The sequence below is a fragment of the Arthrobacter sp. HMSC08H08 genome (assembly GCF_001807575.1).
GTDB lineage: Bacteria > Actinomycetota > Actinomycetes > Actinomycetales > Micrococcaceae > Pseudoglutamicibacter > Pseudoglutamicibacter albus.
In genome coordinates, this window is sequence record NZ_KV789379.1 from 34,161 (window position 1) to 58,917 (window position 24,757).

The following is a 24,757-nucleotide window of genomic DNA, read 5'->3' on the forward strand; positions in this document are numbered from 1 at the left end:
CGAAAGGACCATTAATGCCTTCGGCGAGCCAGACCTTCACCTGGACACAAGAAGATGCCGCCGCGGTAGATACCGCACGAGTTTTGGCCGCTGATGCGGTTGAGAAGGTGGGCAATGGTCACCCAGGCACCGCCATCTCGCTCGCACCCGTAGCCCACCTGCTTTTCCAGAAGCATATTCGCCACAACCCTCAGGACCCTCAGTGGGCGGGCCGCGACCGTTTCATCCTCTCCCCTGGCCATACTTCGCTGACCCTCTATACTCAGCTGTTCATGACCGGCTACGGTCTGAGCCTTGATGACATGAAGGCTCTTCGCACTTGGGATGCTTTGACCCCGGGCCACCCAGAGTACGGTCACACTGCAGGCGTTGAATTCACCACGGGCCCACTGGGCCAGGGCTTGGCTTCGGCTGTTGGTTTCGCTTACGCTCAGCGCCGCATGCGTCGTCTATTCGATAAAGATGCCCCTGCTGGTGAGTCGCCGTTTGACCACCGGATCTATGTGATCGCATCCGATGGCGATCTGCAGGAAGGCGTTACATCCGAGGCGTCTTCCCTGGCTGGTCACCAGCAACTGGGTCAGCTCGTGGTGATTTGGGATGACAACGAGATCTCTATCGAGGACGACACGAACGTCGCTTTCACTGAGGACGTCGAGGCCCGCTACCGCGCTTACGGCTGGCATACCCAGCGCGTCGACTGGTTGCGCACTGGCGACTACGTCGAGGACATGAAGGCACTGAACGAGGCGATCGAGGCCGCTAAGGCAGAAACCGACCGGCCTTCGTTGATCGCTTTGCGCACCGTAATCGGTTGGCCTTCCCCTACCAAGCAGAACACCGGCGGTATCCACGGCGCCAAGCTCGGCGGCGACGAGGTCGCTGGTTTGAAGAAAGCGGTGGGTTTTGACCCTGAGCGCAGCTTTGTTGTTGACGATGCAGTGCTTACCTACACGCGCAAGGCTCAAGAACGCGGTGAACAGTTGCGTAAGGAATGGGACGCCGCGATGGATGCGTGGCGCGCGCGCTCCGAGGGTGACACTGTAGCGCTGTATGACCGCCTTGAGAAGGGCGAGCTGCCTGAGGGCTGGACTGAAGCCCTGCCTCACTTTGAGACCGGTGAGACGATCGCTACCCGTGCCGCCTCCGGCAAGGTCATCAACGCACTGGCCCCTGTGCTTCCCGAGCTGTGGGGCGGCTCAGCGGACCTTGCAGGTTCGAACAACACGTTCATCAACGGCGCTAAGTCTTTCAACCCGTCCACGTGGGCTACCGGCATGTATGAGGCGTGCCCGGGCGGGCGCAACCTGCACTTCGGTATCCGTGAGCACGCTGCCGGTGCGATCGTCAACGGCATCGTGACCTCCTCCCCGACCAGGGCCTACTCAGGCACGTTCCTGATCTTCTCCGACTACATGCGCCCTGCAGTGCGTTTGTCCGCGCTGATGGGTATCCCCGCGATCTACGTGTGGACGCACGATTCGATCGGTTTGGGTGAGGACGGCCCGACCCACCAGCCGGTCGAGCAGCTCGCTTCCTTGCGCGCGATCCCGAACCTTGATGTGATCCGCCCAGCGGACGCCAACGAGGTCTCAGTCGCGTGGAAGAAGATGCTTGAGACCACCGATCACCCGACCGCGATCGTCTTGACCCGTCAAGGTGTAGAGACCCTGCCGCGTGAAGAAGATGGTTTCGCCGCAGCCGAGAATGCTGAACGCGGCGCATACATCCTGCGTGAAGCGACCCGCGACGGCGAGGACGTCACCCCGGATGTCATCCTGATCGGTACAGGCTCCGAGGTTGGCCTCGCCGTGGAGGCACAGAAGACGCTGGTCGAACGCGGGATCGCCGCCCGCGTGGTTTCGATGCCGTGCATCGAATGGTTCCGCACCCAGGATGCCGAGTACCGCGAAAAGGTCCTGCCATCTGAGGTCACTGCGCGTGTAGCGGTGGAAGCGGCTCACCCGATGAGCTGGTACGAATGGGTTGGTAGCAACGGCCGCATCGTTGGCTTGGATCACTTCGGCGCCTCCGCGGACGGTGACACGCTGTACCGTAAGTTCGGTATCACTTCTGAGGCTGTTGTCGAGGCTGCAGAAGCCCTCGCTGCCCGCTAACGATGGAATAACGTGTGTGCGCTCGCCCCGCGAGCCGCAAGCACGCCCGAGAGGCACGCGTGTGTGCCGGGCGCTCACCGCTGTTTTTACACTTGAACTGTTCTTGATTCAGGAGTTGTCCCCGTTCATGTCTAACGTTCATACGCAGGCCCTTTCCGATGCCGGTGTTTCCATTTGGCTTGATGATTTGTCTCGTCACCGCATCACGAGCGGCTCGCTGGAATCTTTGATGCGTGAGGTGAACGTCACCGGTGTGACCACTAATCCTGCGATTTTCGCCTCCGCGCTTGCTGATTCGGAAAGCTATGCCGCTGACATCGCTGAGCAGGCCGCTCAGAACGCTTCAGTCGACGATGCGGTGGTTGCGATCACTTCGAAGGACGTCGCGCAGGCCGCTGACTTGTTGCGGCCTATCTATGATGCGACGGACGGCGTGGATGGTCGTGTCTCGATCGAGGTGGATCCACGCCACGCTTTCGATACGCAGGCAACGATCGATCAGGCAGTAGCGTTGTGGGAGTCCCTGAACCGTCCCAACGTCATGATCAAGATCCCGGCAACGGATGAGGGTCTGCCTGCCATCACCGAGTGCCTTGCCCGCGGTATCAGCGTCAACGTGACCTTGATTTTTGGTCTGCAGCGTTATCGCGAGGTTCTCTCCGCTTTCTTGCGTGGCCTTGAGAAGGCCCGGGATACCGGGCTGGACCTGGCCAGCATCCATTCCGTTGCGTCTTTCTTCATTTCCCGTCTGGATACGGAGGTGGATGCGCGCCTGGATGCGATCGGTTCCCCTGAGGCTCTTGCGCTGCGAGGTAAAGCGGGGCTGGCTAACGCGCGTTTGGCCTACGAGATTTTCCGTGAAGTATCGCTGACCCAGCGGTGGAAGACACTCGCGGCTCAAGGTGCGCATCCGCAGCGTCCCCTGTGGGCTTCGACCGGGGTCAAGAACCCCGACTACGCAGACACGCTCTACGTGGATGAGCTCGTTGCCGCTCAGACTGTCACGACGTTGCCTGAGGCCACACTCAACGCGGTAGCTGATCACGGCGGTGACGGTAAGGACACAGTGAGCGGAACCTACCGTGAGCAAGACGTGATCCTCGATGAGCTCAGTGAACTCGGAATCGACTACAACGAGGTCATCGCAAAGCTGGAGACCGAAGGCGTCCAGAAGTTTGTTGCAGCATGGAAGGACCTGCTGACGCGGCTCGAGGCTGAACTTCAGGCTGCATCGGAACGCTAGAGATGACGATGCTTTCGACAACCGCCCACCTCGAAACCGAGGAGGCGGTCAACGCTTTAGTGCCTCAGCTGGTCAAGGACCGTGTGGCTTCCCGCCTTGCGGCTAAGGACTCTTCCCTGTGGGGCAAGAAAGCCGCACTCGAGGCTGTGCATCGGCTTGGCTGGGCGAACCCTTTTCCTGCGTCTGGCCCGCTCATTGACCCAATCATCGAGTTGCGGGATGAGCTGAAAGAACGCGGCATCAAACGGATCATCCTGGCGGGCACGGGTGGTTCCACGCTGGCTTCAGAGGTTGTGTCTCGCGCAGCAGGTGTGGAGCTCAGCGTGATCGATTCAACCGATCCTGGGATGCTCGCCGCAACACTGACACACCTTGATTCGACGCTGATGATCGTGGCCTCTAAATCCGGAAGCACCCTTGAGATGGACGTTGCTTTCCGGGTTTTCAGCGAGGCCGTCCAGCGGGCTGGTTTGAGGCTCACTGAGCACGTTCTGGTCATTACTGACCCTGACTCCCCGCTTGAGCAACTAGCGCATCAGCACAGGCTCACGATGTTCACCGCAGACCCAACGGTTGGTGGTCGTTTCTCTGCTCTGGCTGCTTTCGGGCTCGTGCCAACCGGTCTCGCCGGCGTCGATGTTGAGCGCCTACTCGATGAGGCGATGGCGGCGCAAGCCGAATGCATCCGGGATCATCGCGAGAACCCCGCACTCATCTTGGGCGCGGCTTTAGCGGGCCAGCATCCACAGCGAAATAAGCTTGTGATCCATGATGACACCACCCACCTGCCAGGATTCAGTGCGTGGATCGAACAGCTCGTAGCCGAATCCACTGGCAAACAGGGTTTGGGGCTTGTGCCCACCGTACAGTTGGCCTCATCAGCCGAGGATGCGCTACTAGATGAGGCAGAGGATGTTCTGCACGTCTACTTGCAAGGCACCAACGATGGCGCCCACACGCCCGCGGGCCCAGGCATCACCGTCACGGGTTCGATCGCTGCACAATTCATGGTGTGGGAGTACGCGGTCGCGGTGGCGTGCCGTCTGATCGGCGTCAACCCATTCGACCAGCCGGATGTCGAGACCTCCAAAGTGGCAGCTCGCAGCCTCCTAGCGGGCGAACCCGGCAACGCTCAGACTCCCCCGAACATCGCTGACGGTCCGGTCCGTATCGCCGCATACGGCGATTGGGCGAACAACGCGAACATCACCGACCTTTCCTCGGCTATCGAGGAACTCGGTGCCGCCTCCACATCGCGTAGCTATGTTGCGGTCAACGTGTTCGCTGACCGCAACAAGCACCGTGAGATCGCCGCTACCTTGCAGACGGCCCTCTTAGAGATCTTCAAACGTCCAACCGCATTCGGTTGGGGGCCCCGTTTCCTGCACTCGACCGGACAAGCCCACAAGGGCGGTCCAGCGGAAGGTATCTTCATACACATCCTCGCCGGAACCGTCAACGACATCGACATCCCTGGCCTGGACCATACCGGCGGTGAACAGCTTGCAGCACAAGCCACCGGAGACGCACGCGTGCTCGCCGGGCGCGGACGTCCCGTCCTCATGATCAAAGCCGACGACCCAGCGGTGGGATTACCGTACATCGTGGACAAGCTCACCGAGATACTCAAGCGCTCCTGAACACTGAATCACATCTAGAAGCCCAAGCGAGCCTCAGTACCCAAGCAACCTCGATATCCAAGCGAGCCTGCCGCGGCGGGCTTAAACACGTTGGAGACGGACCGAAATGGTCCGCCTCCAACGTCTATGTTGCTCAGGCTGTCTAGGCCTCGACGTTCAGCCGCATCAGAAGAGCAAGCAGAACGATGCACACAGCCCACACGATCGAGATCGTAACGGTGATCTTGTTCAGCGTTCGCTCAGCACTACCGGAAGACTGCATCGATGAGGCCATACCGCCGCCGAACAGATCCGAGATGCCGCCGCCACGGCCCTTATGGAACAGCACCGTCATAATCAGCAGGATGCTGGTAATAAGTACAAGGATCTGCAGGGTGACCTGCGAGGCGTTGATCAAACCCGACATGATCTCCTCGAGCTTCTAAATACGTCAAAACTGATTCAAAGTGTTCGCTTCGCACTCCGCGTCTATGCGTAGTGCTGTTCGAACCTAGCAATATTAGCAAATTCCACGGCATCGAGGCTTGCGCCTCCCACAAGAACACCGTCAACATCGGCTTCTTGCATGATCTCCGCGACGTTAGTTGCTTTCACTGACCCACCGTACAGGATACGTACGCCGTTAGCGGCATCCTCGCCGTGGATCTGGTTGACACACTCCCGGATAGCGTGAGCCATCTCCTGGGCGTCTTCCGGTCCAGCGACCTCGCCGGTCCCGATCGCCCACACCGGCTCATAAGCGAGCACGAGCTTCGAGACCGTGTGCACATCCAGCGAGCTGATCACGGCTTTGACCTGTTCAAGCGTGTGCTCAACGTGTTGCTGCGCTTGGCGTACCTCAAGCGGTTCACCTACGCACACCACAGGCGTGATCTCGTGGCGCAGCGCCGCGGCTGTCTTAGCGGAAACTACCTCATCGGTTTCCTGATGCAGTGTGCGGCGTTCCGAGTGGCCCACGAGCGTATAGGTGCACCCCAGGGAGTCCAGGAACTGCCCGGAAATCTCGCCCGTGTACGCCCCCTCGTCATGCTCGGAGATGTCTTGAGCGCCATAGACCACCGGGAGATCGTCCCCCGCAACCAGCGTCTGAACGCTACGCAGGTCAGTAAACGGCGGGAAGACCGCTACCTCGACTCGATCAAAGTTATGGTTCGCGTCCTGCAACGTCCACACCGTTTTTTGAAGCAACGTGATGCCCTGGCGATGATCCATGTTCATCTTCCAGTTGCCGGCAATCAGTGGACGGCGAGCGAATTCACCGTTGGTGATGTGTGCCATCTAGTTGCTCTCCTCCAGAACAGTCAGCCCTGGAAGTTCCTTACCTTCAAGGTATTCAAGGGATGCGCCACCACCGGTTGAGATGTGCCCGAAATCAGCATCGTGATGGCCCAGGCTACGAACCGCAGCAGCCGAGTCGCCGCCACCCACGACCGTGAACGCCTCAGAGCGCTCCAGCGCGCTCGCTACAGCGCGCGTACCCGCAGCGAATGCCGGGAACTCGAACACGCCCATCGGGCCGTTCCAAAACACCGTGGCTGCGGTGACAATCTTCTCTCCGAAGGTTCCAGCGGAAACCTGGCCAATATCCAAGCCCATGCCGGCCTGCCCGATGCTGCCGCCAGTCAGGTCTTCAACCGAGCGGGTTTCGTGGGCGGCATCAGCAGCGAAGGAATCAGCCATCACGATGTCGCTTGGAAGGATGATCTCGGCGTGCCCTTCGGTTCCGGAACGGTCAAGGTAACCCTTGACCGTCTCAAGCTGATCCTCTTCAACCAGCGAGCTACCGATCTCATAGCCTTTAGCCTTCAAGAACGTGAAGACCATTCCGCCGCCCACCAGAATCTGGTCAGCAACGGTGAGCAAACGCTCGATCACAGCGAGCTTGTCAGAGACCTTCGCCCCACCCAGAACTACAACGAAGGGGCGCTGAGGCTCAACCGTCAAACGCTTCAAGACCTCAAGTTCATCACGAACCAGGTCCCCCTGGTACGCCGGCAGAAGGCGTGCGATATCGAAAACCGAGGCATGCTTACGGTGCACCGCACCGAACGCATCGTCCACATACGCGCCGTCCTCGCCGGCAAGTGCGGCGTAGCGCTTCGCGAGTTCCTCACGCTCGGCGTCATCCTTGGACGTCTCGCCAGCTTCAAAGCGAACGTTCTCGATCACCAGAACCTCACCATCGGCAAGCTCCTGTGCCAAGGACTGCGCGGACTCCCCTACAACGTCTTCAGCGACCGTGACGTTCAAGCCGCTCAGCTCAGCGAGCTTTTCAGCTGCCGGGCGGATCGAAAGCGCCGGATCAGGCTCCCCTTTCGGCCGACCCAGGTGTGCCATCACAATCACGCGCGCACCAGCGTTGCTCAGACGCGAAATCACTGGAATCGAGGCCTTAACGCGGCCAGCATCGGTGACGTTGCGGTCATCGTCGAGTGGAACGTTCAAATCGGAGCGCACAAGAACCGTACGGCCCTTGACGCCTTTGGACATCAAATCCTCAAGAGTAAAGGCAGGCATACATCTAAGCCTACGGGATAACGCCCGCGTTAACGATGTTCGCCGCTCTCATCCGCGACGAAGCGGACGAGAGCGGCGAGACACTCACGCTCTAGTTGCGTTGATTAGGCGCCTGGCAGAACCAGCTTCGATGCGCCTTCCTTAGCTACTGCGTAGCGCTCGGAGACGTTGTCCCAGTTGACGATGTTCCAGAACGCATCAACGTAGTCAGCCTTGACGTTGAGGTAGTCGAGGTAGAAAGCGTGCTCCCACATATCCAGCATCAGTAGTGGCTGGGTTGCTACTGGGACATCACCCTGCTGGTCATGCAACTGCTCGATCAGCAACTTGCCGCCGATACCTTCATAGGACAAAAGAGCCCAACCGGAGCCCTGGATGCCCAGTGCTGCGGCGTTGAAGTGCTTCTTGAAGTTCTCGAAAGAACCGAAGTGCTCGTTGATGGCCTCAGCAAGTTCACCGGTTGGCTCGCCGCCACCCTCTGGGGAGAGGTTCTTCCAGAAGATCGAGTGGTTGGTGTGACCACCGAGGTTGAACGCGAGGTCCTTGGTGAGCTTGTTGACGTTGGACAGATCACCCTTATCGCGTGCTTCTGCCAGCTGTTCGAGGGCGGTGTTGGCGCCCTTGACGTAGGTTGCGTGGTGCTTGGAGTGATGCAGCTCCATGATCTTGCCGGAAATGTGCGGCTCAAGTGCACCGTAGTCGTAGTCCAGGTCCGGAAGCGTGTACTGAGTCAAGTTAACCTCCATGCGTTCAACCAGCAGGAATCTCCATGCCGGTCATACAGATGTACTCTTGCAACGCCTCTACTCCCCTGACGTCTGGGCAGTGCGAGTAGGGGTAGCGCAAACTGTTGGGAGCCATCCCTGAGGACGCCCTCATCCGGGTGTAACCAACACAACCCCGCTCTTATTCCCGGGCCGCGCTTTATCTTGCGCGTTGCGGTGTCATCCTGTTCCGCACGCCGGGATGGACGGCCCCACCTGGGTTAGTCGTCGAGGATATCCGCAGGAACTGCGGTTGTGGTGTTCGGGATCCTGCGTTCATCAGCAACGCGATCGGCCATCATCAGCAGGCGGCGAATACGGCCAGCGATCGCGTCCTTCGTCAGCGGCGGGTCCGCTAGCCGGCCAAGCTCATCGAGGCTTGCTTCCTTGTGCTCGATGCGCAAGGTACCGGCATCCCGGAGGTGTTCCGGTACCTCATCACCGAGGATCTCCAGGGCGCGCTGAACGCGTGCACCAGCAGCGACCGCGGCTTGCGCGGAGCGGCGTAGGTTCGCGTCATCAAAGTTCGCTAGACGGTTCGCGTTGGCACGCACTTCTTTACGTGCCCGGCGCTCCTCCCAGACCTTGACTGCTTCCACGACACCCATTTTTTGAAGCATGAGACCGATCGCTTCACCGTCACGCAAGACAACGCGATCTTGCCCGCGGACCTCGCGCGCTTTAGCGGTGATGCCCAGGCGGCGTGCGGCCCCCACGAGCGCTAACGCGACTTCGGGTCCGGGGCACACGATCTCTAACGCGGAGGAGCGGCCAGGTTCGGTGAGTGAGCCCGCCGCGAGGAACGCTCCGCGCCACACGGCCGCCGCATCAGCGACCGAACCGTTGACGATCGAAGGGGGCAAGCCACGCACCGGGCGGCCCATGCCGTCAACCAAACCTGTCTGCCGAGCCAGCGATGCTCCATCGCCCAGAACCTGCATCTCAACACGCTCAGAGTTGCGTAGCCCGCCACCGCTGACGAGCCGCATGGCGCATCGAACGTTGAAAACCTCACCTAGGGTCTTCTGGATACGGCGCGCAATCGCCTCGCCACTTACCTCTGCCTGAACCGCGATCCGCCCGGCAACCAGATGCAAACCACCAGCCAAACGGAGCATGGTAGCTACCTCGGCACGGCGCTGGGACGTCACCGTAACGTCCACGGCAACCAGCTCGTCTCTGACTGCATTCGTCAATGCCATGAAAGCTGACATCCCCTTCGGATTACACAGACCATACAAAAATAGGTCTTACAAAAACCATAAGTCTAACCGGAGACACCCCCGGACTCGAAGTGCGAAAAAACATCCTTATATGCGGCCGCGAGCCGCAATGGATCATGCACAGACTCTTTAGCCTTCGATTCGACACGGTCGAAGAACACCTTAGTGCCCATGTTCTCTGCGACCTGGCAGAAATACGCTTCATCATCGAGGGTCGATGGATCAGCGAGCACCGCATCGATGTGCAGCTCAGGAGCGTAGCGGCGCAGAATCTTGAGGTGATCAGCAGACCTCAGCCCGGAGGCCTCAAACGTTGAAGACGACAAGTTCATCGTCACAAGCGTGCGGGCTTGCGATTCAGCGAGCGCCCGCCGGCTGTCATTGAGCAACAGGTGCGGCATAACCGACGTGTACCACGAGCCTGGCCCCAGCACATTCCAGTCCGCTTCGCTGATGGCTTCCACAGCCTGCGGGGTCGCGCTCGCATCTTCAGGAAGCAAGCAGATATCGGTCACGGAACCACGGTGCGCCGCTTTCGCCAACGCAACCTGGCCCTCATACACCTCAGCTATCGGCTGACCATCTTGTTCCCTCACAACGGTGCCTTTGATGCGCAACGGATCGGTCGACATCGGCAGGACCCTGCCGCGGGCACCAAGCAACTGGCCAGCCCAGTTCAGGCCTTCGACCGCATCCCCCAGCATCTCCCACAAGGTCACGATGAGGAAGTTACCCAGAACGTGACCTTCCATACTGCGAGGAGAATCTGGAAGCGTTGTGAACCTGTGCTGCATGACCCGGGCCCAGGTGCGGCCCCATTCGCTGTCATCGCACAGCGCCGAAAGCGCCATCCGCAGGTCCCCTGGCGGCAGCACACCGAACTCGTCACGGATCCGGCCTGAAGAACCTCCGTCATCGGCAACCGTCACGATGGCCGTCAGGTCAGCATCAAGCAAACGCAAAGCCTTCAGCGAGGCATGCAGTCCATGCCCGCCGCCGAGTGCGGTGATCTTCCACCGCGAGCGACGCTGGCTAGGACGCAAACGCGGAGCGACCAGCGGGATCGCATGTGTCGGTATATCCATGCCTATTCCCTCCCCAAGTCCCGGTGTGAAAGAACAACCTTCAGATCAGGGTTCTGATCAAGACGGCGAGCAACCTCGGTTGCAATCGCCACCGAACGGTGTTTACCACCCGTGCACCCGATCGCGATCGTCGCATAATGCTTCCGTTCCCGGCGGTAGCCATCAAACACCGATTCGAGCGCACCCACGTAGTGCTCAATGAACGTTGTTGTGCCCTCCGCTTGCAACACATACTGCGAAACGTCATGATCCTGACCGGTGAGTGGACGCAGTTCAGGAACCCAGTGCGGATTAGGAACAAAACGGACATCAGCCATGAAGTTAGCGTCCATCGGGACACCGTATTTGAAGCCGAAGCTGATCACGTTGAGCGTCAAAACCACGGGGCCTTGCTCATTGAACAGGTCGTGGACGGAGCGGCTGAGATCATGCACGTTCATCGTTGTGGTGTCAAGCGTGAAATCGGCCCGCTCACGCAGACCCGCCGTTAGGGCGCGCTCGGCCGCGATCCCGTCAACGATGCGCCCGCTACCTTGCAACGGGTGCGGGCGGCGGCCCTGTTCAAAGCGGCGCACGAGTGTTGCATCGTCACAGTCGATAAACAGGAGCTGATACTCCACGCCGTCAGTGTCCATCTGCGCGAGCGTGCTACTCAGATCATCCAGAACCTGCTGGGACCGGACGTTTACGCCAACCGCGATCTTGAACTCTTGGCTACGCGATCGCGACAAGACATCTACGAGGGTCTGCAACATCTGTGGCGGAAGATTATCCACCACGTACCAGCCCATGTCCTCTAAAGCATGGCCTGCCGTAGTGCGGCCTGCCCCAGACATGCTGGTCATGACAACGATCGTGTTCTTCTGCGGTACCTCAGCCGGCTGCTCAATCTGCATAACCCAAGGCTACCCAACCGCCGTCCCTAGCGTGCCTCGGTCTCATCAGCATGAAGCGCATCGTAGATCTTCTGAGCCAACGCAGGACCAACGCCCTTAGCGCTTTGAAGCTCCTCAACGCTCGCGGCCCGCATCTTCTTCAGCGACGGAAACGCATCCCGTAGAGCCTTTTGCTTGGCGGGGCCGAGCCCATCCACCGTATCCAACATGGACTCAAGCATCGACTTGCCTCGGCGTTCTCGGTGGAACGTGATCGCGAAACGGTGTGATTCATCACGCACGCGTTGTAATAAGAACAACCCTTCAGATTGCCGAGGCAGAATCACCGGGTAGTCGTCCCCGGGGACCCACACCTCCTCAAGACGCTTAGCCAACCCGACCACCGCGATGTCCGTGATCCCCAAATCCAGTAGAGCCTGCTGGGCAGCCGCCACCTGAGGTGGGCCGCCATCGACCACAACCAGCGAGGGCGGGTAGGCAAACTTAGGGGCCTGACCCTTCACGGCTTCTTCGGCAGTGATCTCACCAGAAGTGTGAGTCTCGGCCTCCGCAAGGTCTTCGAGGTAGCGCTGAAAACGGCGCGAGATGACGTCATACATCGAGGCCGTGTCATCACGGGCAGCGTCACCTTTGACCATGAACCTGCGGTAATCAGACTTCTTCGGCAGCCCGTCTTCGAACACGACCATCGAACCCACAACATTGGTTCCGGACGAATGAGAGTTGTCATAGCCCTCAATGCGTAGCGGTGGCTCAGCAAGCCCGAGAGCTTCTTGGAGTTGTTGCAGGCCAGCTGAACGCACCGTGATGTCCCCGGCACGTTTGATCTTGTGAAGTTTGAGCGCCTGGATGGCGTTCTCATGCACGGTCTCAGCGAGTTCACGCTTGGTTCCGCGCTGGGCAACGCGCAAAGAGACTTTCGCGCCGCGCAACTCAGAGAGCCAGCCGGTCAGCGCCTCGAAACGCGTAGGCAGTTCAGGGACCAATACTTCACGTGGGATCCGGTCGGCATCATCATAAGCGCCATAAACCTGTTCCAACAGCTGCTCAACAAGCCGCGGCGGTTCGAGGTCTTCAACCTTCTCCATGACCCAGCCTCGCTGGCCTGTGATGCGCCCGTGGCGGACGTGAAACACCTGGACTGCCGCTTCCAGGTCGTCTTGTTCGATACCGAAAATATCCGCGTGCGTCGATTCATCCAGCACAACAGCGTTGCGTTCAAAGACCTTCTGAAGCGCCTGGATGTCATCGCGATGCCGTGCGGCAGATTCGTAATCGAGCTCAGCGACGGCTTGCCTCATCTTCGCTTCGAGCTCGCGGATTGCGGGCTTGCCGTCGCCGCTCATGAACCGAATCAAGCCGTTGACAAGCTCACGATGCTCCTCAACGCTGACCCGCCCCACACACGGGGCGGAACATTTGTCGATATATCCGAGCAGGCACGGGCGCCCCGAGCGCTCTGCCCGGCGAAAAACGCCCGCTGAACAGGTACGCACCGGGAAAACACGAAGCAACAGATCGAGGGTTTCACGCACCGCACGCGCCGGGGAAAACGGCCCGAAATACTTGGTCCCCTTACGCCTGTCACCACGCATCACTTGGGCGCGCGGGAACTTCTCAGAAACCGTGACGGCCAGGTAAGGATAGGACTTATCGTCCCGGAACATGATGTTGAAACGTGGATTGAACTGTTTGATCCACGTGTATTCAAGCTGCAGCGATTCCTGTTCGGAACCCACCACCGTCCATTCAACAGACGATGCGGTGTGCACCATCGTGTACGTCTTAGGCGAGAGCTGTTCCGGGGCCACAAAGTAGGAGTTGAGCCGGTTCCTCAGGTTCTTGGCTTTGCCGACATAGATGATGCGGCCAGCAGGGTCTCGGAAACGATAGACGCCCGGACTCGTAGGGATCTGAGATGATTCGGGGCGGTACGATGCCGGATCGGCCACCTGATTCACCTCGCCTAGGTCACTACTGCGGTCACTACTTAGGGTTCGCTATTGGTGGTTCGCTACTGGAACGTCGGAGCTTTACTGGGATGCTGGGGGCTTTACTGGGATGCCGTGGCCCTATTGGGCTGTTGGGGCTTTGTTGTACTCCCCCACGCGTTCTTGCCCCGTGATCTGTGCGATCGCATCGACCACCTGATCAGTTACTTTACGGCGTAGCGGCAACGGGTGCTTAGCGCCAGGATGTTCGAAAGCAAGCGGCGCACCCACGTGGAGTTCGAATTTATGGCGCCGGATCCGGTTGGATCCGGCAGGCTGGAGCTTATCTGTACCAATGAGCCCTACAGGAACCACTGGCGCTCCGGTGGCCAGGGTCAACCAGCCTACGCCAGTGCGCCCCCGGTACAGGCGGCCGTCACGGGAGCGGGTCCCCTCCGGATAGATACCTACTCCGGAGCCTTTGTCGAGGATCTCAACGAGCTTATCCAGCGCGGCCACTGAGGCAGCCTGTTGCCCGCGTTGGACCGGGATCGAGCCAACCGAGGTGAAGAACGCTTTCATGATCCGACCTTTAATGCCCGGAGTCGTGAAGTATTCGGCTTTAGCGAAGAACGCGACCTTGCGCGGCATCAACGCCTGGATGATGACCGAGTCGAAGAACGACAAGTGGTTCGAAGCGACGATGAACGGTCCTTCTTTGGGAATGTTCTCAAGGCCTGTGATGGTCGGCCTGAAGACAAGCTTGATAGCCCGCGCTACCACGGGCTTGAAGAAATCGATGCTTGCCATCCTGGATTCGTCACCTTATCTGCATGCCTTGAAAGGCATGCTTTTCTTATTGCTCTAGAAGTTTTCCGTTTGCAATTGTGCCACGGATGGCCCGCCTTTTGTTTATCACAGCGGAGCATTACAAGGCGCAGGTTCATGCCGATTCCGGCATGCTTGGCCGCACCTAGCAGGCGCAGGCACCCGGGCGGGTTAGTTCAGGATCTCGTTGAGGAAGAAGCCCGTGTGGGACTCGGAAACCTTTGCCACGTCCTCCGGCGTTCCTTCCGCGACGATTGTCCCGCCACCAGAACCACCTTCGGGGCCTAAGTCGATAATCCAGTCCGCAGACTTGATCACATCCAAGTTGTGTTCAATCACAACCACCGAGTTGCCCTTATCCACCAGCCCCTGCACCACGCGCAGAAGCTTGTTGATGTCCTCGAAGTGCAGGCCTGTGGTCGGCTCATCCAAAACATAGATACTGCGCCCGTTCGAGCGCTTCTGCAGCTCGGAGGCGAGCTTGACGCGTTGAGCCTCACCACCCGAAAGCGTGGTGGCGGGCTGGCCGAGCCGCACATAACCGAGCCCCACATCGACCAGCGTGTCGAGGTGGCGAGCGATGGGCCTGAAGGCGGAGAAGAAGTCAGCGGCCTCCTCGATCGGCATATCAAGCACATCGGAAATGGATTTGCCTTTGTACTTGACCTGCAGCGTCTCGCGGTTATAACGGGCACCGTGGCAGACTTCACACGGAACATAGACGTCCGGCAGGAAGTTCATCTCGATCTTGATGGTTCCATCGCCCTTGCACGCTTCGCAGCGCCCACCCTTGACGTTGAAGGAGAAACGCCCCGGCAAATAGCCGCGCATCTTCGCTTCCGGGGTTTCGGCGAAGAGCTTACGAACATGATCGAAGACACCCGTGTAGGTGGCCGGATTGGAGCGCGGCGTCCGCCCGATCGGGCTCTGGTCTACGTGGATCACCTTATCGAGGTGTTCAAGGCCCTCGACGCGGGTATGGCGGCCCGGAACGAACTTCGCTTTGTTGAGCTTGGTCGCCAAGACCCGATACAGAATGTCGTTGATGAGCGTGGACTTACCCGAGCCAGAAACACCCGTGACAGCGGTCAGCATGCCAAGCGGGACGTTCACGGTCACGTTCTTGAGGTTGTTCTCACGTGCCCCAACAATCTTGAGTTGGCGCTTCCTATCGCGTTTGCGGCGCTTCTCCGGAACCGCGATGCTTCGACGGCCAGCAAGATAAGCGCCCGTAACCGATTCGGTGCTTTCCTTCAGCTCGGCGAGCGATCCCGAGTGCACGATCTGCCCGCCGTGCTCGCCAGCGGCTGGCCCCACATCGACAATCCAGTCGGCTTCTTCGATGGTCTCTTCGTCGTGCTCAACCACAATCAGCGTGTTGCCGAGATCGCGTAGGCGCGTCAGGGTCTCGATGAGGCGGCGGTTATCGCGCTGGTGCAAACCAATGGATGGTTCGTCGAGCACGTACAGCACACCGACCAGTCCTGAACCGATCTGGGTCGCCAAACGGATGCGTTGGGCCTCACCGCCCGAAAGCGTGGCGGAGGCGCGGGAGAGGTTGAGGTAGTTCAAGCCGACATCGAGCATGAACTTCAGTCGAGCGCGGATCTCTTTGAGAACCTCGGTTGCGATCTTAGCTTCACGCTCGTTGAGTTCGAGGCTCGCGGCGAACTCATAAGCCTCATCGAGCGCCATTTCTGAAACTTCTGCGATCGATTTCCCACCGACCAGCACGGCGAGCACCGCAGGGTTCAGGCGAGCGCCGTTGCACTCCGGGCACGGGACGTTGCGCATGTACTCTTCGTAGCGTTCACGAGCGGTATCGGATTCGGTTTCGCCGTGCTTACGTTTGATGTATCCGAGCACACCTTCGAAACCCTGCGTGTAGCGGCGTTCGCGGCCAAAACGGTTGCGGTAGGCCACGGTGACCTTATAGTCCTTGCCGTGCAGTAGCGCTTTCTGAGCCTTCTTCGGTAGCTTCTCAAAAGGCGTATCGACGTCGAAGCCGAGTTCTTCACCCAGCCCAGCCATGACGCGCACCCAATACTTGGCAACCGAGCTGCCGATGGCCCACGGCGCGATCGCGCCTTCAGCCAGGGTTGCGGATGGGTCTGGAACCACGAGGTCAGGGTCCACTTCGAGCTGATGCCCGATGCCGTCGCAGCGTTGGCATGCACCGAATGGGTTGTTGAAGGAGAAGGTGCGTGGTTCGATCTCTTCAAGCTGCACCGGATGGTCGTTGGGGCATGCGAGGCGTTCGGAGAACGTACGGGTGCGGTCGGCTGCATCCGCGTCGCGGTCCACGAAGTCGATCATCACGCGGCCGTCGGCGAGCTTGAGCGCGGTCTCAACCGAGTCGGTGAGGCGTTGCATCGCGGATTCTTTGATCGCGATGCGGTCCACGATGACTTCGATCGTGTGTTTGTACTGCTTGGCGAGCTTAGGCGGATCAGAGAGTTGGATGGTTTCGCCGTCCACGCGGGCGCGGGCGTAACCGTCTTGGGATAGTTGCGCGAAGAGGTCCTGGAATTCGCCTTTACGCTCCCGAACCATGGGGGCCATGACGGCGATGCGAGTCTTGTCTTCTTCCCGCATGAGTTGATCCACGATCTGCTGCGGAGTCTGAGCCGTGATTTTCTCGCCGCACTCTGGGCAGTGTGCGATTCCGACGCGCGCGAACAACAAGCGCAGGTAGTCGTGAATTTCTGTCACGGTGCCAACCGTGGAGCGCGGGTTCTTTGAGGTTGATTTCTGGTCGATCGAAACCGCCGGTGAAAGGCCTTCGATGAAATCGACGTCAGGCTTATCAACCTGGCCGAGGAACATGCGGGCATAAGCCGAAAGAGACTCGACGTAGCGGCGTTGGCCTTCCGCGAAGATCGTGTCAAAGGCCAGGGAAGACTTACCGGATCCAGACAATCCCGTGAAGACGATCATGGCGTCGCGCGGCAGCGTCACATCGACGTTTTTAAGGTTGTGTTCGCGGGCTCCCTGAACAACAACGCGGGTTCTGTCAGGGCGAGTGCTGAAAGGTGTGGTCACAGAAGAAGTCACAGCTCCAATGGTAGTAAGTGTCAGTTGCGCAACTGGTTGCGTCGCGGTCGCGCACCGCGCACTCCGCGCGGCTGAACCCCGGTTAGTTCAATGCTGAGGCCCGGCTAGTTCAATACTGGTTAGTTCAATACTGCGTGGCTGGCTATTTATTAGATGGCCAGGCGGCGCGTACGAGGTCGAGGGCCGCTTGAAGGCTCAGGCCTGCGCCTTCGGCTGAGCGAGCGAACCATGTTGCATTGGATGCGATTTTCGCTGATGTTCGCCCGGCTCCGGGTGTCACGATCGTGCCAGCGCGCCCTCGGCCTTCCACGAGGCCGAGTTCTTCGAGCTCCTTATAGGCTCGGGCAACAGTGTTGGTCGCGAGGTTGAGTTGGGCGGCGAGTGAGCGGACTGTCGGTAGTTTCGTTCCGACGGCGATCGTGCCTTCTCGGATGTCTTGGGCAATTGCGCGGCGCACTTGGCGGTACGGCGGGATGTCTTCACTGCTGACCGTGAAGTCGGCGAGGATCGTCATAGTCATCTTTCCGGCGGTTTTAGTGCCTTTGACACAACACAATACGAGATATGTATCAGGGTATACTACTGGGCATGGCTCCAGCATCTCCACGTAACTCTTCGCAAGGATCAAAAGCACAGGTTATTGCCTCGGATGACAAGACTCGGCTCAGCATGGTCGCGGTGTCCGATATGGATAACCGCGCCTATATTCTGCAGTCGCTGACTGATCCGCAGGATGTGTTGCTCATCGATGTCCCTGCTGAGCCTGAGACTTTGCGCGCGGCCGTCGGTGCTGATGCCGCGCCGAGCATCGTGATTACGCATCAGCACCATGACCACACTGGCGCTTTGCCGGAGCTGACCGGGGAAAGTACCCGGCTCGTCGGGCATCCGCTGGATATTCCTGCGGTTGAAGAGATGCGGGGCGTCACATTCACGGAGACTGTGGATGATGGTGACACGGTGGACGCTGGCGGGGTCACGTTGGATGTGATCTGGTTGCGTGGACACACCCCTGGCTCGATTGCGTTGGCCACTACGATCGATGGGGTTCAGCACCTCTTCACGGGCGATTCCCTCTTCCCTGGTGGCGTGGGTAATACATGGAATGATCCGGAGCGTTTCGCAACGCTGATTGACGACGTTGAGTCCAAACTGTTCGGCCGTTATCCGGATGAAACGGTTGTTTTACCGGGTCATGGCGATGGCACCACGCTAGGTGATGAGCGTGCGAGCTTGCCTGAGTGGCGTGCCCGCGGCTGGTGATGAACGTGAACCTGTCTGATCTGGTCCCGAATGCCTCGGAGACGAACCTTCCGGAGGCCATCTACGATGCGTTCCTGAAGTGGGTTTCAAACCGTGGGTTGACGCTGTACCCGGCTCAGGATGAAGCGGTCATGGAGCTTGTTGAGGGTAAGCATGTAATTCTTGCGACCCCCACGGGTTCGGGTAAATCGATGGTTGCTATCGCGGCGCATTTTGCGGCTTTGGCCCGCGGTGAGCGTTCGTTTTATACAGCCCCGATCAAGGCGTTGGTTTCTGAGAAGTTCTTTGACTTGATCAAGGTTTTCGGTGCCGAGAACGTGGGCATGCTCACGGGTGAGGCGAGCGTGAACCCAAAGGCACCGATTATTTGCTGTACCGCGGAGATCCTCGCGAACATGGCGTTACGCGAAGGCGAACACGCTGATTGCGGTGTCGTGATCGCCGATGAGTTCCACTTCTATGCTGACCCGCAGCGCGGCTGGGCGTGGCAGGTTCCACTGTTGGGTTTGCCGCAGTCGCAGTTCTTGTTGCTTTCGGCAACGTTGGGCGATACGACGTTCTTTGAAGAGGACCTCAAACAACGCACGGGCCGGCCTGCTGTGACGGTTTCAGGCTCCGAACGCCCTATTCCCCTGCACCATCATTACGGCATGGAGCCGATCGGCGAGACGCTCAAGGAACTGGTCGAAACTCACCGCGCCCCGGTCTATGTTGTGCATTTCTCTCAGCGTGAGGCGATCGAGCAAGCTCAAGGTTTGCTTTCGCTCAATGTTGCTAGCCGCGAGGAGAAGGACCGTATCGCGGTTTTTCTGGGTGGCTTCCGTTTCGCTTCGGGTTTTGGGCAGACTCTGAAGAAGATGATTCGTGCCGGTATCGGGGTGCATCACGCAGGGATGCTCCCTAAGTATCGTCGGCTCGTTGAACAGCTTGCCCAGGCTGGTTTGCTCAAGGTCATTTGCGGTACTGACACGCTCGGTGTGGGCATCAATGTGCCGATCCGTACTGTGGTTTTGACCGCGTTGTCTAAGTTCGATGGTCAACGCACCCGGCATGTGAACGCGCGGGAGTTCCATCAGTTGGCTGGGCGTGCAGGCCGGGCAGGTTTTGACACTGCCGGTGATGTGGTGGTGCAGGCCCCGGAGCATGAGATCGCTAACGCGAAGGCTATGGAGAAAGCCCGTGCTCGGCACGGGGATGATCAGAAGAAGCTGCGCCAGGTTAAGAAGCAGTCTCCCCCTGATGGCTTCGTGTCCTGGAGTGAGAAGACCTTTGAGAAGCTCGTGGCCTCTCAGCCGGAGACGATGACCTCGTCTTTTCAGGTCTCCCACGCGATGATCTTGAACCTGCTCGCTTATGAGGGCGATGCGTTCAGACATGCTCGCGATATCTTGACGCAGAATCACGAACCACCCATCCGTAACCGGGAGCACGTCAAGAAGGCTTTAGGGATCATCAAGGAGCTACTGGCGACCAATGTTTTGGAGCGCGGCGAGCCAGATGAGTACGGCAACCGGCTTCACCTCACGGTTGATTTGCCGGAAGACTTTGGCCTGAATCAGCCGCTCTCTAGCTTCGCTATCGCCGCGTTAGAGATGCTGGATCGCGATTCACCTGATTACGCAGTCGATGTTGTCTCCATTCTTGAGGCGACCCTTGAGGATCCGCGCCCTATTATCGGGGCACAGGTCAAGAAGGCCAAGAGTGAGGCGATGGCGCAGATGCGTGCCGATGGCCTCGAATATCACGAGCGTATGAATCGGCTTGATGAGATCACGCACCCACAGCCTTTGCGGGAAGACCTTGAGGTGGCTTTTGAACGTTACCGGCAGGGCGCTGGCTGGTTGGCTGGCTATGAGCTCTCCCCTAAGTCAGTGGTCCGTGAAATGTATGAGACGGGTCAGAGCTTTGGCGAGTATGTACGCAATTATCAGGTGACGCGGGCTGAGGGGATTCTGCTGCGCTATCTCACGGATGCGTATAAGGCCCTGCGTAGCTCGGTGCCGGATTCAGCTGTAACTGAGGAGCTTGAGGACATCACCGAGTGGCTAGGTCAGATGATCGAGCAGGTCGATTCTTCGCTGTTGAGCGAGTGGGAGGCCTTAGCTTCGGGTGAGGTGCCGCAGGATCAGTCGATTCAGCAACCGGCCGAGCCGCCGCGCTTGTCACAGCAGAAGCGTGCTTTGCGGGTCATGGTGCGCAACGCGATGTTCTCTCGCGTCAAACTGTTCGGGGCTGAGAAGGATATTGCTCTGGGTGAGCTGGATGGCGAATCTGGTTTCGATGCCGATGCGTGGGCTGATCTGATGGATGACTACTTCGCTGAGCATGAGGACATCGACGATGGCCCGAGCGGCCGCTCCCCTGAACTGTTGCAGATTGTTGAGGCGACAGACCCCGATGGTCGGCCGATCTGGAAGGTCAGCCAGACGTTCGCTGACCCGGAGGGTGATCACGACTGGGGTTTCGATGCGGTTGTTGATTTGGATGCTACGGATGAGCGTGGCGAATTAGCGCTCACTGTCACGGCGATCGGCCGCATCGACGGCACAGGCGAACGCCGGTGAACATGTCAAACATAAATTAGCGATAGAATGGTTCCCATGTCACGACTTTCCACTCGCACTGTTCGCGCAGTTGCGCTCTTGGCGCCTGCATCGTTGGTAGTTGCTTCCCTGGCCGGTTGTGCCCCTAAGCACCCAACGACCCTTGATTCCCCAACCCCAGAGTCCTCTCAGTTCCATCAGAAGGACGGCTCTGTTGAGGGTGAAAACACTCAGGCCGAACCAACGTCGGAAGCAGCCTCGGGCGAGGCTTCCTTGACGGAGTCCGGCAAGGACTCTGGCGTGTCCGCTCTTGGTTTCTCTGAGAACACTCACTTGACCGTGAAGTCTTTCACTGTCAAGGGCGCTGTGTCTGAAGCGAAGCTGGGTGGCTTCATGTTGACCCCTTCGGGCTCCGGTAAGGGCACGTTGGCAGTGATCGACCAGTGCGCTAACGAAACCTATGACGTCGATGTTCAGGGTTCTGATGCAACGGTGACGCAGTCTTACAGCAATGTCACCAACTGCCAGGGCGAAGCTCTCACCGCCGCTGAGGCCCTGGGGGATTTCTTGACCTCCGGTAAGCTGCGTATTTCCGAGGCGACCAACGGTGTTGAACTGACCAATGGTCAGGACAAGCTCGTATTGCGTAAAGCCGACTAATTTCTATCAGCGCGGTGAGCATCTCTTCACCGTGAGCATCTCTTCACCGTTCGAGCCAACCGAAGGTCAGCACTGTTTTGACTCCTTTGACGCCTCGCCCCGCTAAGCTTCTTCGCCGTGATGATGCGGCTGCTTGGCGGGGCGCTGTCGTGTCTTCGGTTCTATACGAAGTACCGCTCGTCCACGGAACCGAGCACTTAGCTGCTAACTCGTCGACGCACAGCTCTGGAGCGTCACTCGATGCTCAGAGCGTGACGGTGCGGGCGCGTGAGGTTCGTTCAATCGATGCGGATGCGGAACAGCGGCCGTGGCTTGTTTATTTACAGGGCGGCCCAGGCTTCGAAGCTCTGCGTCCCGTTAATCCGTCCTCCGGCTGGCTTGGTGAGCTGCTACCGCACTTCCGCGTGTTGTTGCTGGATCAGCGCGGTACCGGCGGTTCCTCTCCGATCAGCGCTGCGACGCTGAATGCTATCGGTTCGGGCGAGCCTGAGCCGCAACAGATCACCCGACAGATCGAGTTCTTGTCTCACTTCCGGGCCACTGACATCGTTGCTGATGCTGAGGCGATCCGCCTGGCTATGGGTGTTGATTCTTGGTTCACGCTGGGCCAGTCCTACGGTGGCTTCATCACGATGAGCTACCTGAGCTTCGCCCCGGACGCGTTGGCTGGTTCGATGATCACCGGCGGGCTTGGGCTCATCGAAGGTGATCCGAAGCGGGTCTATGACGCAACATACGCTCGTACTGCTGAACGTCAGGCCGAGGTCTTCGAGGCTTGGCCGCATGCCGCAGCGCAGTTGAGAGATCTGTACGCTGAAGCGCGCCGCGCTCGCGATGCCGGGCATCCGTACCGCTTAGCTAACGGCCATGTCGTGACCGAACTGACTATCCAGCGGCTCGGGATGCTATTGGGCGGTAATTCGCGTGTTCAACAGTTGCGTTTCGGGCTAGAAGACGCCCTCTCGCATGGTGGCATCTCCCCTGTGATGCTCTCGCTTCTGGGTTCCCAGGTGGATCACGCACGCAACGCGATCTATTGGCTCTTCCAAGAAGCGATCTACACGTCCGGCCCTGCGACACGGTGGGCGGCTTCGCGTTCGCAACAGCAGACACACCCTCAAACGTTGCCTAGTGCCGATGTTCCGCAGCTGATCGGTGAGGCAGCGTTGCCTGAAGATTTCGAGCAAGACCCGGCTCTGCAGCCGCTTGAGCAACTCGCTCATGCGCTGCATGAATACAGCGGATGGAACCCGCTCTACAATTACGAGCAACTGGCGAACAACACGGTTCCCGTCGCCGCCGCGGTCTATACCCCGGACATTTATGTGGACCGTGAGCTCTCGCTTGAAACGGCTTCCAGAATCCGCGGCATCAACGTGTGGGAATCAGCGGATCACCACCACGATGGCCTCTCCGACGACCCGGCAACAGTGCTCGGGGAGCTCAGAGAACGCATCGGCCGCTAGCGTTTCAACAGTTCAACACCGCAGGGTTTTAGCGTTTCTCTTTGAGTTCTTCTTCGATCACGGTCGCGGTCTCTTCATAGTCCACGAACGCGTCACGGATCTCGGATAACGGCATCGCGTGCGCTGGTGCATCTTGGTCGTGATCGGCAACATCGCGCAGTGTTTCGCGGGCCTGGATCGAGGCAGGGTCGTTAGGTACCCGTCCGCCCTGTTCGAGGTCCACACCGAAGAGCGTGTGGACAGCGGACATGAACTTTTGACCCTCGCCTTCCCGCGCGAGTTCTTGGGCGCGCATCATAGGCGAATGCAGTAGCCGCTTATATACGCGGCCCAGGGCACGTTCAACAACTTTGACGGTTTCCTCGTCATGGTTGTTGCGTACCCCCTCGATCTCGCGTTCGATCTCGGCGCGGACCGAGCGCCGCAGGGCGGATACCGCAGGGTCGAGGCGACGGATCTGCTGACGCAACTCGAAACGGCCCACCCCAGCGTTGATCATCTCTTGTGCGCGCTCGATCTCTTCCTGGTTAGAGGCGTCTGCCGAAATATCCTTGAGGCCTAGAACCCGCACGCCCGGGATCGTGCGCACTTCCTCTTCCAAGTCAGAGGTCAAAGACATGTCGAGGATCACGAGTTCGCCGAGCTTGGCTGAAGCGTGTTCGGCGTTGTATAGCTCGCGCAGCTGCATCGCGTCGCGAACATCCTGAGTCAAGATCTGTGCAGTGCCGCGGCCAGAGCAAGCAACCACGAGTGAAGATGCCGCGAGCGCTGCAGGCATTTCATCGGTGGACAGCGGATGCGCGTTGTGGGTTGTCGCAAAGTTCTTGGCACGGCCAGAACCGGACAACACATCCAAGCGAGCTACGCCGCGGCGGTTCAGATCAGAGGCCGCGATGCGCGCCATCGCGCCTGTTCCCACCACGATCACCCGAGCGCCGGTCAACGGACCGGTCGTAGGTTCTGCCTGATCGATCGCAACAGTGACGGATGAGCGGCCAGCCGCGCCGATCGTCGTGCGGTGGCTAATGTTTTTGGCGGTACGTAGCGCACCCTGGAACAGGTCGTTGAGCATCGAGGTTGTGCGCCCTTCAGCCAGCGCCTCGGAAAAGCTCGCGCGCACTTGCCCGTTGATTTCACCTTCGCCGACTACTTGGGAGTTCAGCCCCGCCGCCACCGTGAACATGTGTTGGGCCGACAACGAGCCGGCGTCAGCGACCAAAAGGTCCTCAACTTCGCTCTGGCTCAAGCCTGAGGCCTCAGCGACGGCCAGGGCGATGATATCGACCGCCTCATGGAAAAGATCCGCGTCAAGATAGATCTCTAGGCGGTTGCATGTGGCCATCGTGACCCACCCGGACAGCGGCTGTTCAGGATGGGCCTCGTTGAGGCGTTCGATGATCGTGTCAAGCTGGTCAGCTCCTCGCGTGATGCGTTCGAGGGCGTCCAGCCCCAGGCGATCGTGAGTTGCGCGAAGGGCGATAAGCATGCCTTCTATTCTAGTCCGCACCGCCCACGATGACACCAAAG

19 protein-coding genes are annotated in these 24,757 nt (G+C 59.2%); 7 read left to right on the plus strand and 12 right to left on the minus strand.

Annotated elements, in window-relative coordinates; translation table 11 throughout:
- The first annotated feature begins 14 nt into the window (after window positions 1–14).
- The 3 genes from tkt (at window position 15) to HMPREF3175_RS03075 (ending at window position 5,000) form a co-directional block, all read left to right on the plus strand.
- Window positions 15–2,117, plus strand: coding sequence for a transketolase (tkt, locus tag HMPREF3175_RS03065; RefSeq protein WP_070490636.1), 2,103 nt, complete (start codon window positions 15–17; stop codon window positions 2,115–2,117).
- 127 nt (window positions 2,118–2,244) lie between these two features.
- On the plus strand, window positions 2,245–3,360 hold the full coding sequence (gene tal, locus HMPREF3175_RS03070) for a transaldolase (RefSeq protein WP_070490655.1): 1,116 nt from the start codon (window positions 2,245–2,247) through the stop codon (window positions 3,358–3,360).
- Between the two features lie 8 nt (window positions 3,361–3,368).
- Window positions 3,369–5,000 carry a hypothetical protein gene (locus HMPREF3175_RS03075; protein WP_070490656.1) on the plus strand — a complete coding sequence of 544 codons (1,632 nt, stop codon included), beginning with the start codon at window positions 3,369–3,371 and terminating at the stop codon, window positions 4,998–5,000.
- Window positions 5,001–5,142: 142 nt separating this feature from the next.
- On the opposite strand, the gene secG is transcribed toward HMPREF3175_RS03075, so the two are convergent.
- The 11 genes from secG to HMPREF3175_RS03130 form a co-directional block, all read right to left on the minus strand.
- Window positions 5,143–5,394 (minus strand): preprotein translocase subunit SecG, encoded by a 252-nt coding sequence (secG, locus tag HMPREF3175_RS03080; RefSeq protein ID WP_141739900.1) that lies wholly within the window; start codon window positions 5,392–5,394, stop codon window positions 5,143–5,145.
- A gap of 74 nt (window positions 5,395–5,468) precedes the next feature.
- A complete protein-coding gene (tpiA, locus tag HMPREF3175_RS03085; protein ID WP_070490637.1) occupies window positions 5,469–6,278 on the minus strand; it encodes a triose-phosphate isomerase in 810 nt (269 codons plus the stop codon).
- Complete coding sequence (gene pgk, locus HMPREF3175_RS03090) at window positions 6,279–7,517, minus strand: phosphoglycerate kinase (protein ID WP_070490638.1); 1,239 nt, start codon at window positions 7,515–7,517, stop codon at window positions 6,279–6,281.
- Window positions 7,518–7,621: 104 nt separating this feature from the next.
- Entirely contained in the window at window positions 7,622–8,251 is a 630-nt protein-coding gene (locus HMPREF3175_RS03095; RefSeq protein WP_070490657.1) for a superoxide dismutase, read from the minus strand.
- A 251-nt stretch (window positions 8,252–8,502) separates the two neighbouring features.
- Window positions 8,503–9,483 (minus strand): DNA-binding protein WhiA, encoded by a 981-nt coding sequence (gene whiA / locus HMPREF3175_RS03100; RefSeq protein ID WP_070490658.1) that lies wholly within the window; start codon window positions 9,481–9,483, stop codon window positions 8,503–8,505.
- 65 nt (window positions 9,484–9,548) lie between these two features.
- On the minus strand, window positions 9,549–10,589 hold the full coding sequence (gene yvcK, locus HMPREF3175_RS03105; RefSeq protein ID WP_035755630.1) for a gluconeogenesis factor YvcK family protein: 1,041 nt from the start codon (window positions 10,587–10,589) through the stop codon (window positions 9,549–9,551).
- Window positions 10,590–10,591: 2 nt separating this feature from the next.
- Window positions 10,592–11,485, minus strand: coding sequence for an RNase adapter RapZ (gene rapZ / locus HMPREF3175_RS03110; RefSeq protein ID WP_070490639.1), 894 nt, complete (start codon window positions 11,483–11,485; stop codon window positions 10,592–10,594).
- Window positions 11,486–11,511: 26 nt separating this feature from the next.
- Window positions 11,512–13,437: an excinuclease ABC subunit UvrC gene (uvrC, locus tag HMPREF3175_RS03115; protein ID WP_070490640.1), complete on the minus strand. Its 1,926-nt coding sequence runs from the start codon at window positions 13,435–13,437 to the stop codon at window positions 11,512–11,514.
- A gap of 120 nt (window positions 13,438–13,557) precedes the next feature.
- Complete coding sequence (locus HMPREF3175_RS03120; RefSeq protein ID WP_052048370.1) at window positions 13,558–14,226, minus strand: lysophospholipid acyltransferase family protein; 669 nt, start codon at window positions 14,224–14,226, stop codon at window positions 13,558–13,560.
- 189 nt (window positions 14,227–14,415) lie between these two features.
- A complete protein-coding gene (gene uvrA / locus HMPREF3175_RS03125) occupies window positions 14,416–17,298 on the minus strand; it encodes an excinuclease ABC subunit UvrA (protein WP_070490641.1) in 2,883 nt (960 codons plus the stop codon).
- A 142-nt stretch (window positions 17,299–17,440) separates the two neighbouring features.
- Window positions 17,441–17,818: a GntR family transcriptional regulator gene (locus tag HMPREF3175_RS03130; RefSeq protein WP_198020637.1), complete on the minus strand. Its 378-nt coding sequence runs from the start codon at window positions 17,816–17,818 to the stop codon at window positions 17,441–17,443.
- 68 nt (window positions 17,819–17,886) lie between these two features.
- Between HMPREF3175_RS03130 and HMPREF3175_RS03135 the strand changes: the two genes are divergently transcribed.
- The 4 genes from HMPREF3175_RS03135 (at window position 17,887) to HMPREF3175_RS03150 (ending at window position 23,230) form a co-directional block, all read left to right on the plus strand.
- Window positions 17,887–18,561: an MBL fold metallo-hydrolase gene (locus HMPREF3175_RS03135; RefSeq protein WP_083289369.1), complete on the plus strand. Its 675-nt coding sequence runs from the start codon at window positions 17,887–17,889 to the stop codon at window positions 18,559–18,561.
- Window positions 18,561–21,125, plus strand: coding sequence for a DEAD/DEAH box helicase (locus tag HMPREF3175_RS03140; protein ID WP_070490660.1), 2,565 nt, complete (start codon window positions 18,561–18,563; stop codon window positions 21,123–21,125). Before HMPREF3175_RS03135 ends, HMPREF3175_RS03140 begins: the two co-directional genes overlap by 1 nt.
- Before the next feature lie 36 nt (window positions 21,126–21,161).
- Window positions 21,162–21,764: a hypothetical protein gene (locus HMPREF3175_RS03145; RefSeq protein WP_070490642.1), complete on the plus strand. Its 603-nt coding sequence runs from the start codon at window positions 21,162–21,164 to the stop codon at window positions 21,762–21,764.
- Window positions 21,765–21,841: 77 nt separating this feature from the next.
- A complete protein-coding gene (locus HMPREF3175_RS03150) occupies window positions 21,842–23,230 on the plus strand; it encodes an alpha/beta fold hydrolase (RefSeq protein WP_070490643.1) in 1,389 nt (462 codons plus the stop codon).
- A gap of 28 nt (window positions 23,231–23,258) precedes the next feature.
- Here the strand turns inward: HMPREF3175_RS03150 and HMPREF3175_RS03155 are convergent, their stop codons facing one another.
- A complete protein-coding gene (locus tag HMPREF3175_RS03155) occupies window positions 23,259–24,716 on the minus strand; it encodes a glutamyl-tRNA reductase (protein WP_070490644.1) in 1,458 nt (485 codons plus the stop codon).
- Between the last annotated feature and the right edge of the window lie 41 nt (window positions 24,717–24,757).

Bases quoted from the DNA above. Each gene is read 5' to 3' on its own strand.
- tkt (WP_070490636.1), top strand. From the start codon at position 15: ATGCCTTCGGCGAGCCAGACCTTCACCTGGACACAAGAAGATGCCGCC.
- tal (WP_070490655.1), top strand. From the start codon at position 2,245: ATGTCTAACGTTCATACGCAGGCCCTTTCCGATGCCGGTGTTTCCATT.
- HMPREF3175_RS03075 (WP_070490656.1), top strand. From the start codon at position 3,369: ATGCTTTCGACAACCGCCCACCTCGAAACCGAGGAGGCGGTCAACGCT.
- tpiA (WP_070490637.1), bottom strand. From the start codon at position 6,278: ATGGCACACATCACCAACGGTGAATTCGCTCGCCGTCCACTGATTGCC.
- pgk (WP_070490638.1), bottom strand. From the start codon at position 7,517: ATGCCTGCCTTTACTCTTGAGGATTTGATGTCCAAAGGCGTCAAGGGC.
- whiA (WP_070490658.1), bottom strand. From the start codon at position 9,483: ATGGCATTGACGAATGCAGTCAGAGACGAGCTGGTTGCCGTGGACGTT.
- yvcK (WP_035755630.1), bottom strand. From the start codon at position 10,589: ATGGATATACCGACACATGCGATCCCGCTGGTCGCTCCGCGTTTGCGT.
- rapZ (WP_070490639.1), bottom strand. From the start codon at position 11,485: ATGCAGATTGAGCAGCCGGCTGAGGTACCGCAGAAGAACACGATCGTT.
- HMPREF3175_RS03120 (WP_052048370.1), bottom strand. From the start codon at position 14,226: ATGGCAAGCATCGATTTCTTCAAGCCCGTGGTAGCGCGGGCTATCAAG.
- HMPREF3175_RS03130 (WP_198020637.1), bottom strand. From the start codon at position 17,818: ATGACTATGACGATCCTCGCCGACTTCACGGTCAGCAGTGAAGACATC.
- HMPREF3175_RS03135 (WP_083289369.1), top strand. From the start codon at position 17,887: ATGGCTCCAGCATCTCCACGTAACTCTTCGCAAGGATCAAAAGCACAG.
- HMPREF3175_RS03140 (WP_070490660.1), top strand. From the start codon at position 18,561: ATGAACGTGAACCTGTCTGATCTGGTCCCGAATGCCTCGGAGACGAAC.
- HMPREF3175_RS03145 (WP_070490642.1), top strand. From the start codon at position 21,162: ATGTCACGACTTTCCACTCGCACTGTTCGCGCAGTTGCGCTCTTGGCG.
- HMPREF3175_RS03155 (WP_070490644.1), bottom strand. From the start codon at position 24,716: ATGCTTATCGCCCTTCGCGCAACTCACGATCGCCTGGGGCTGGACGCC.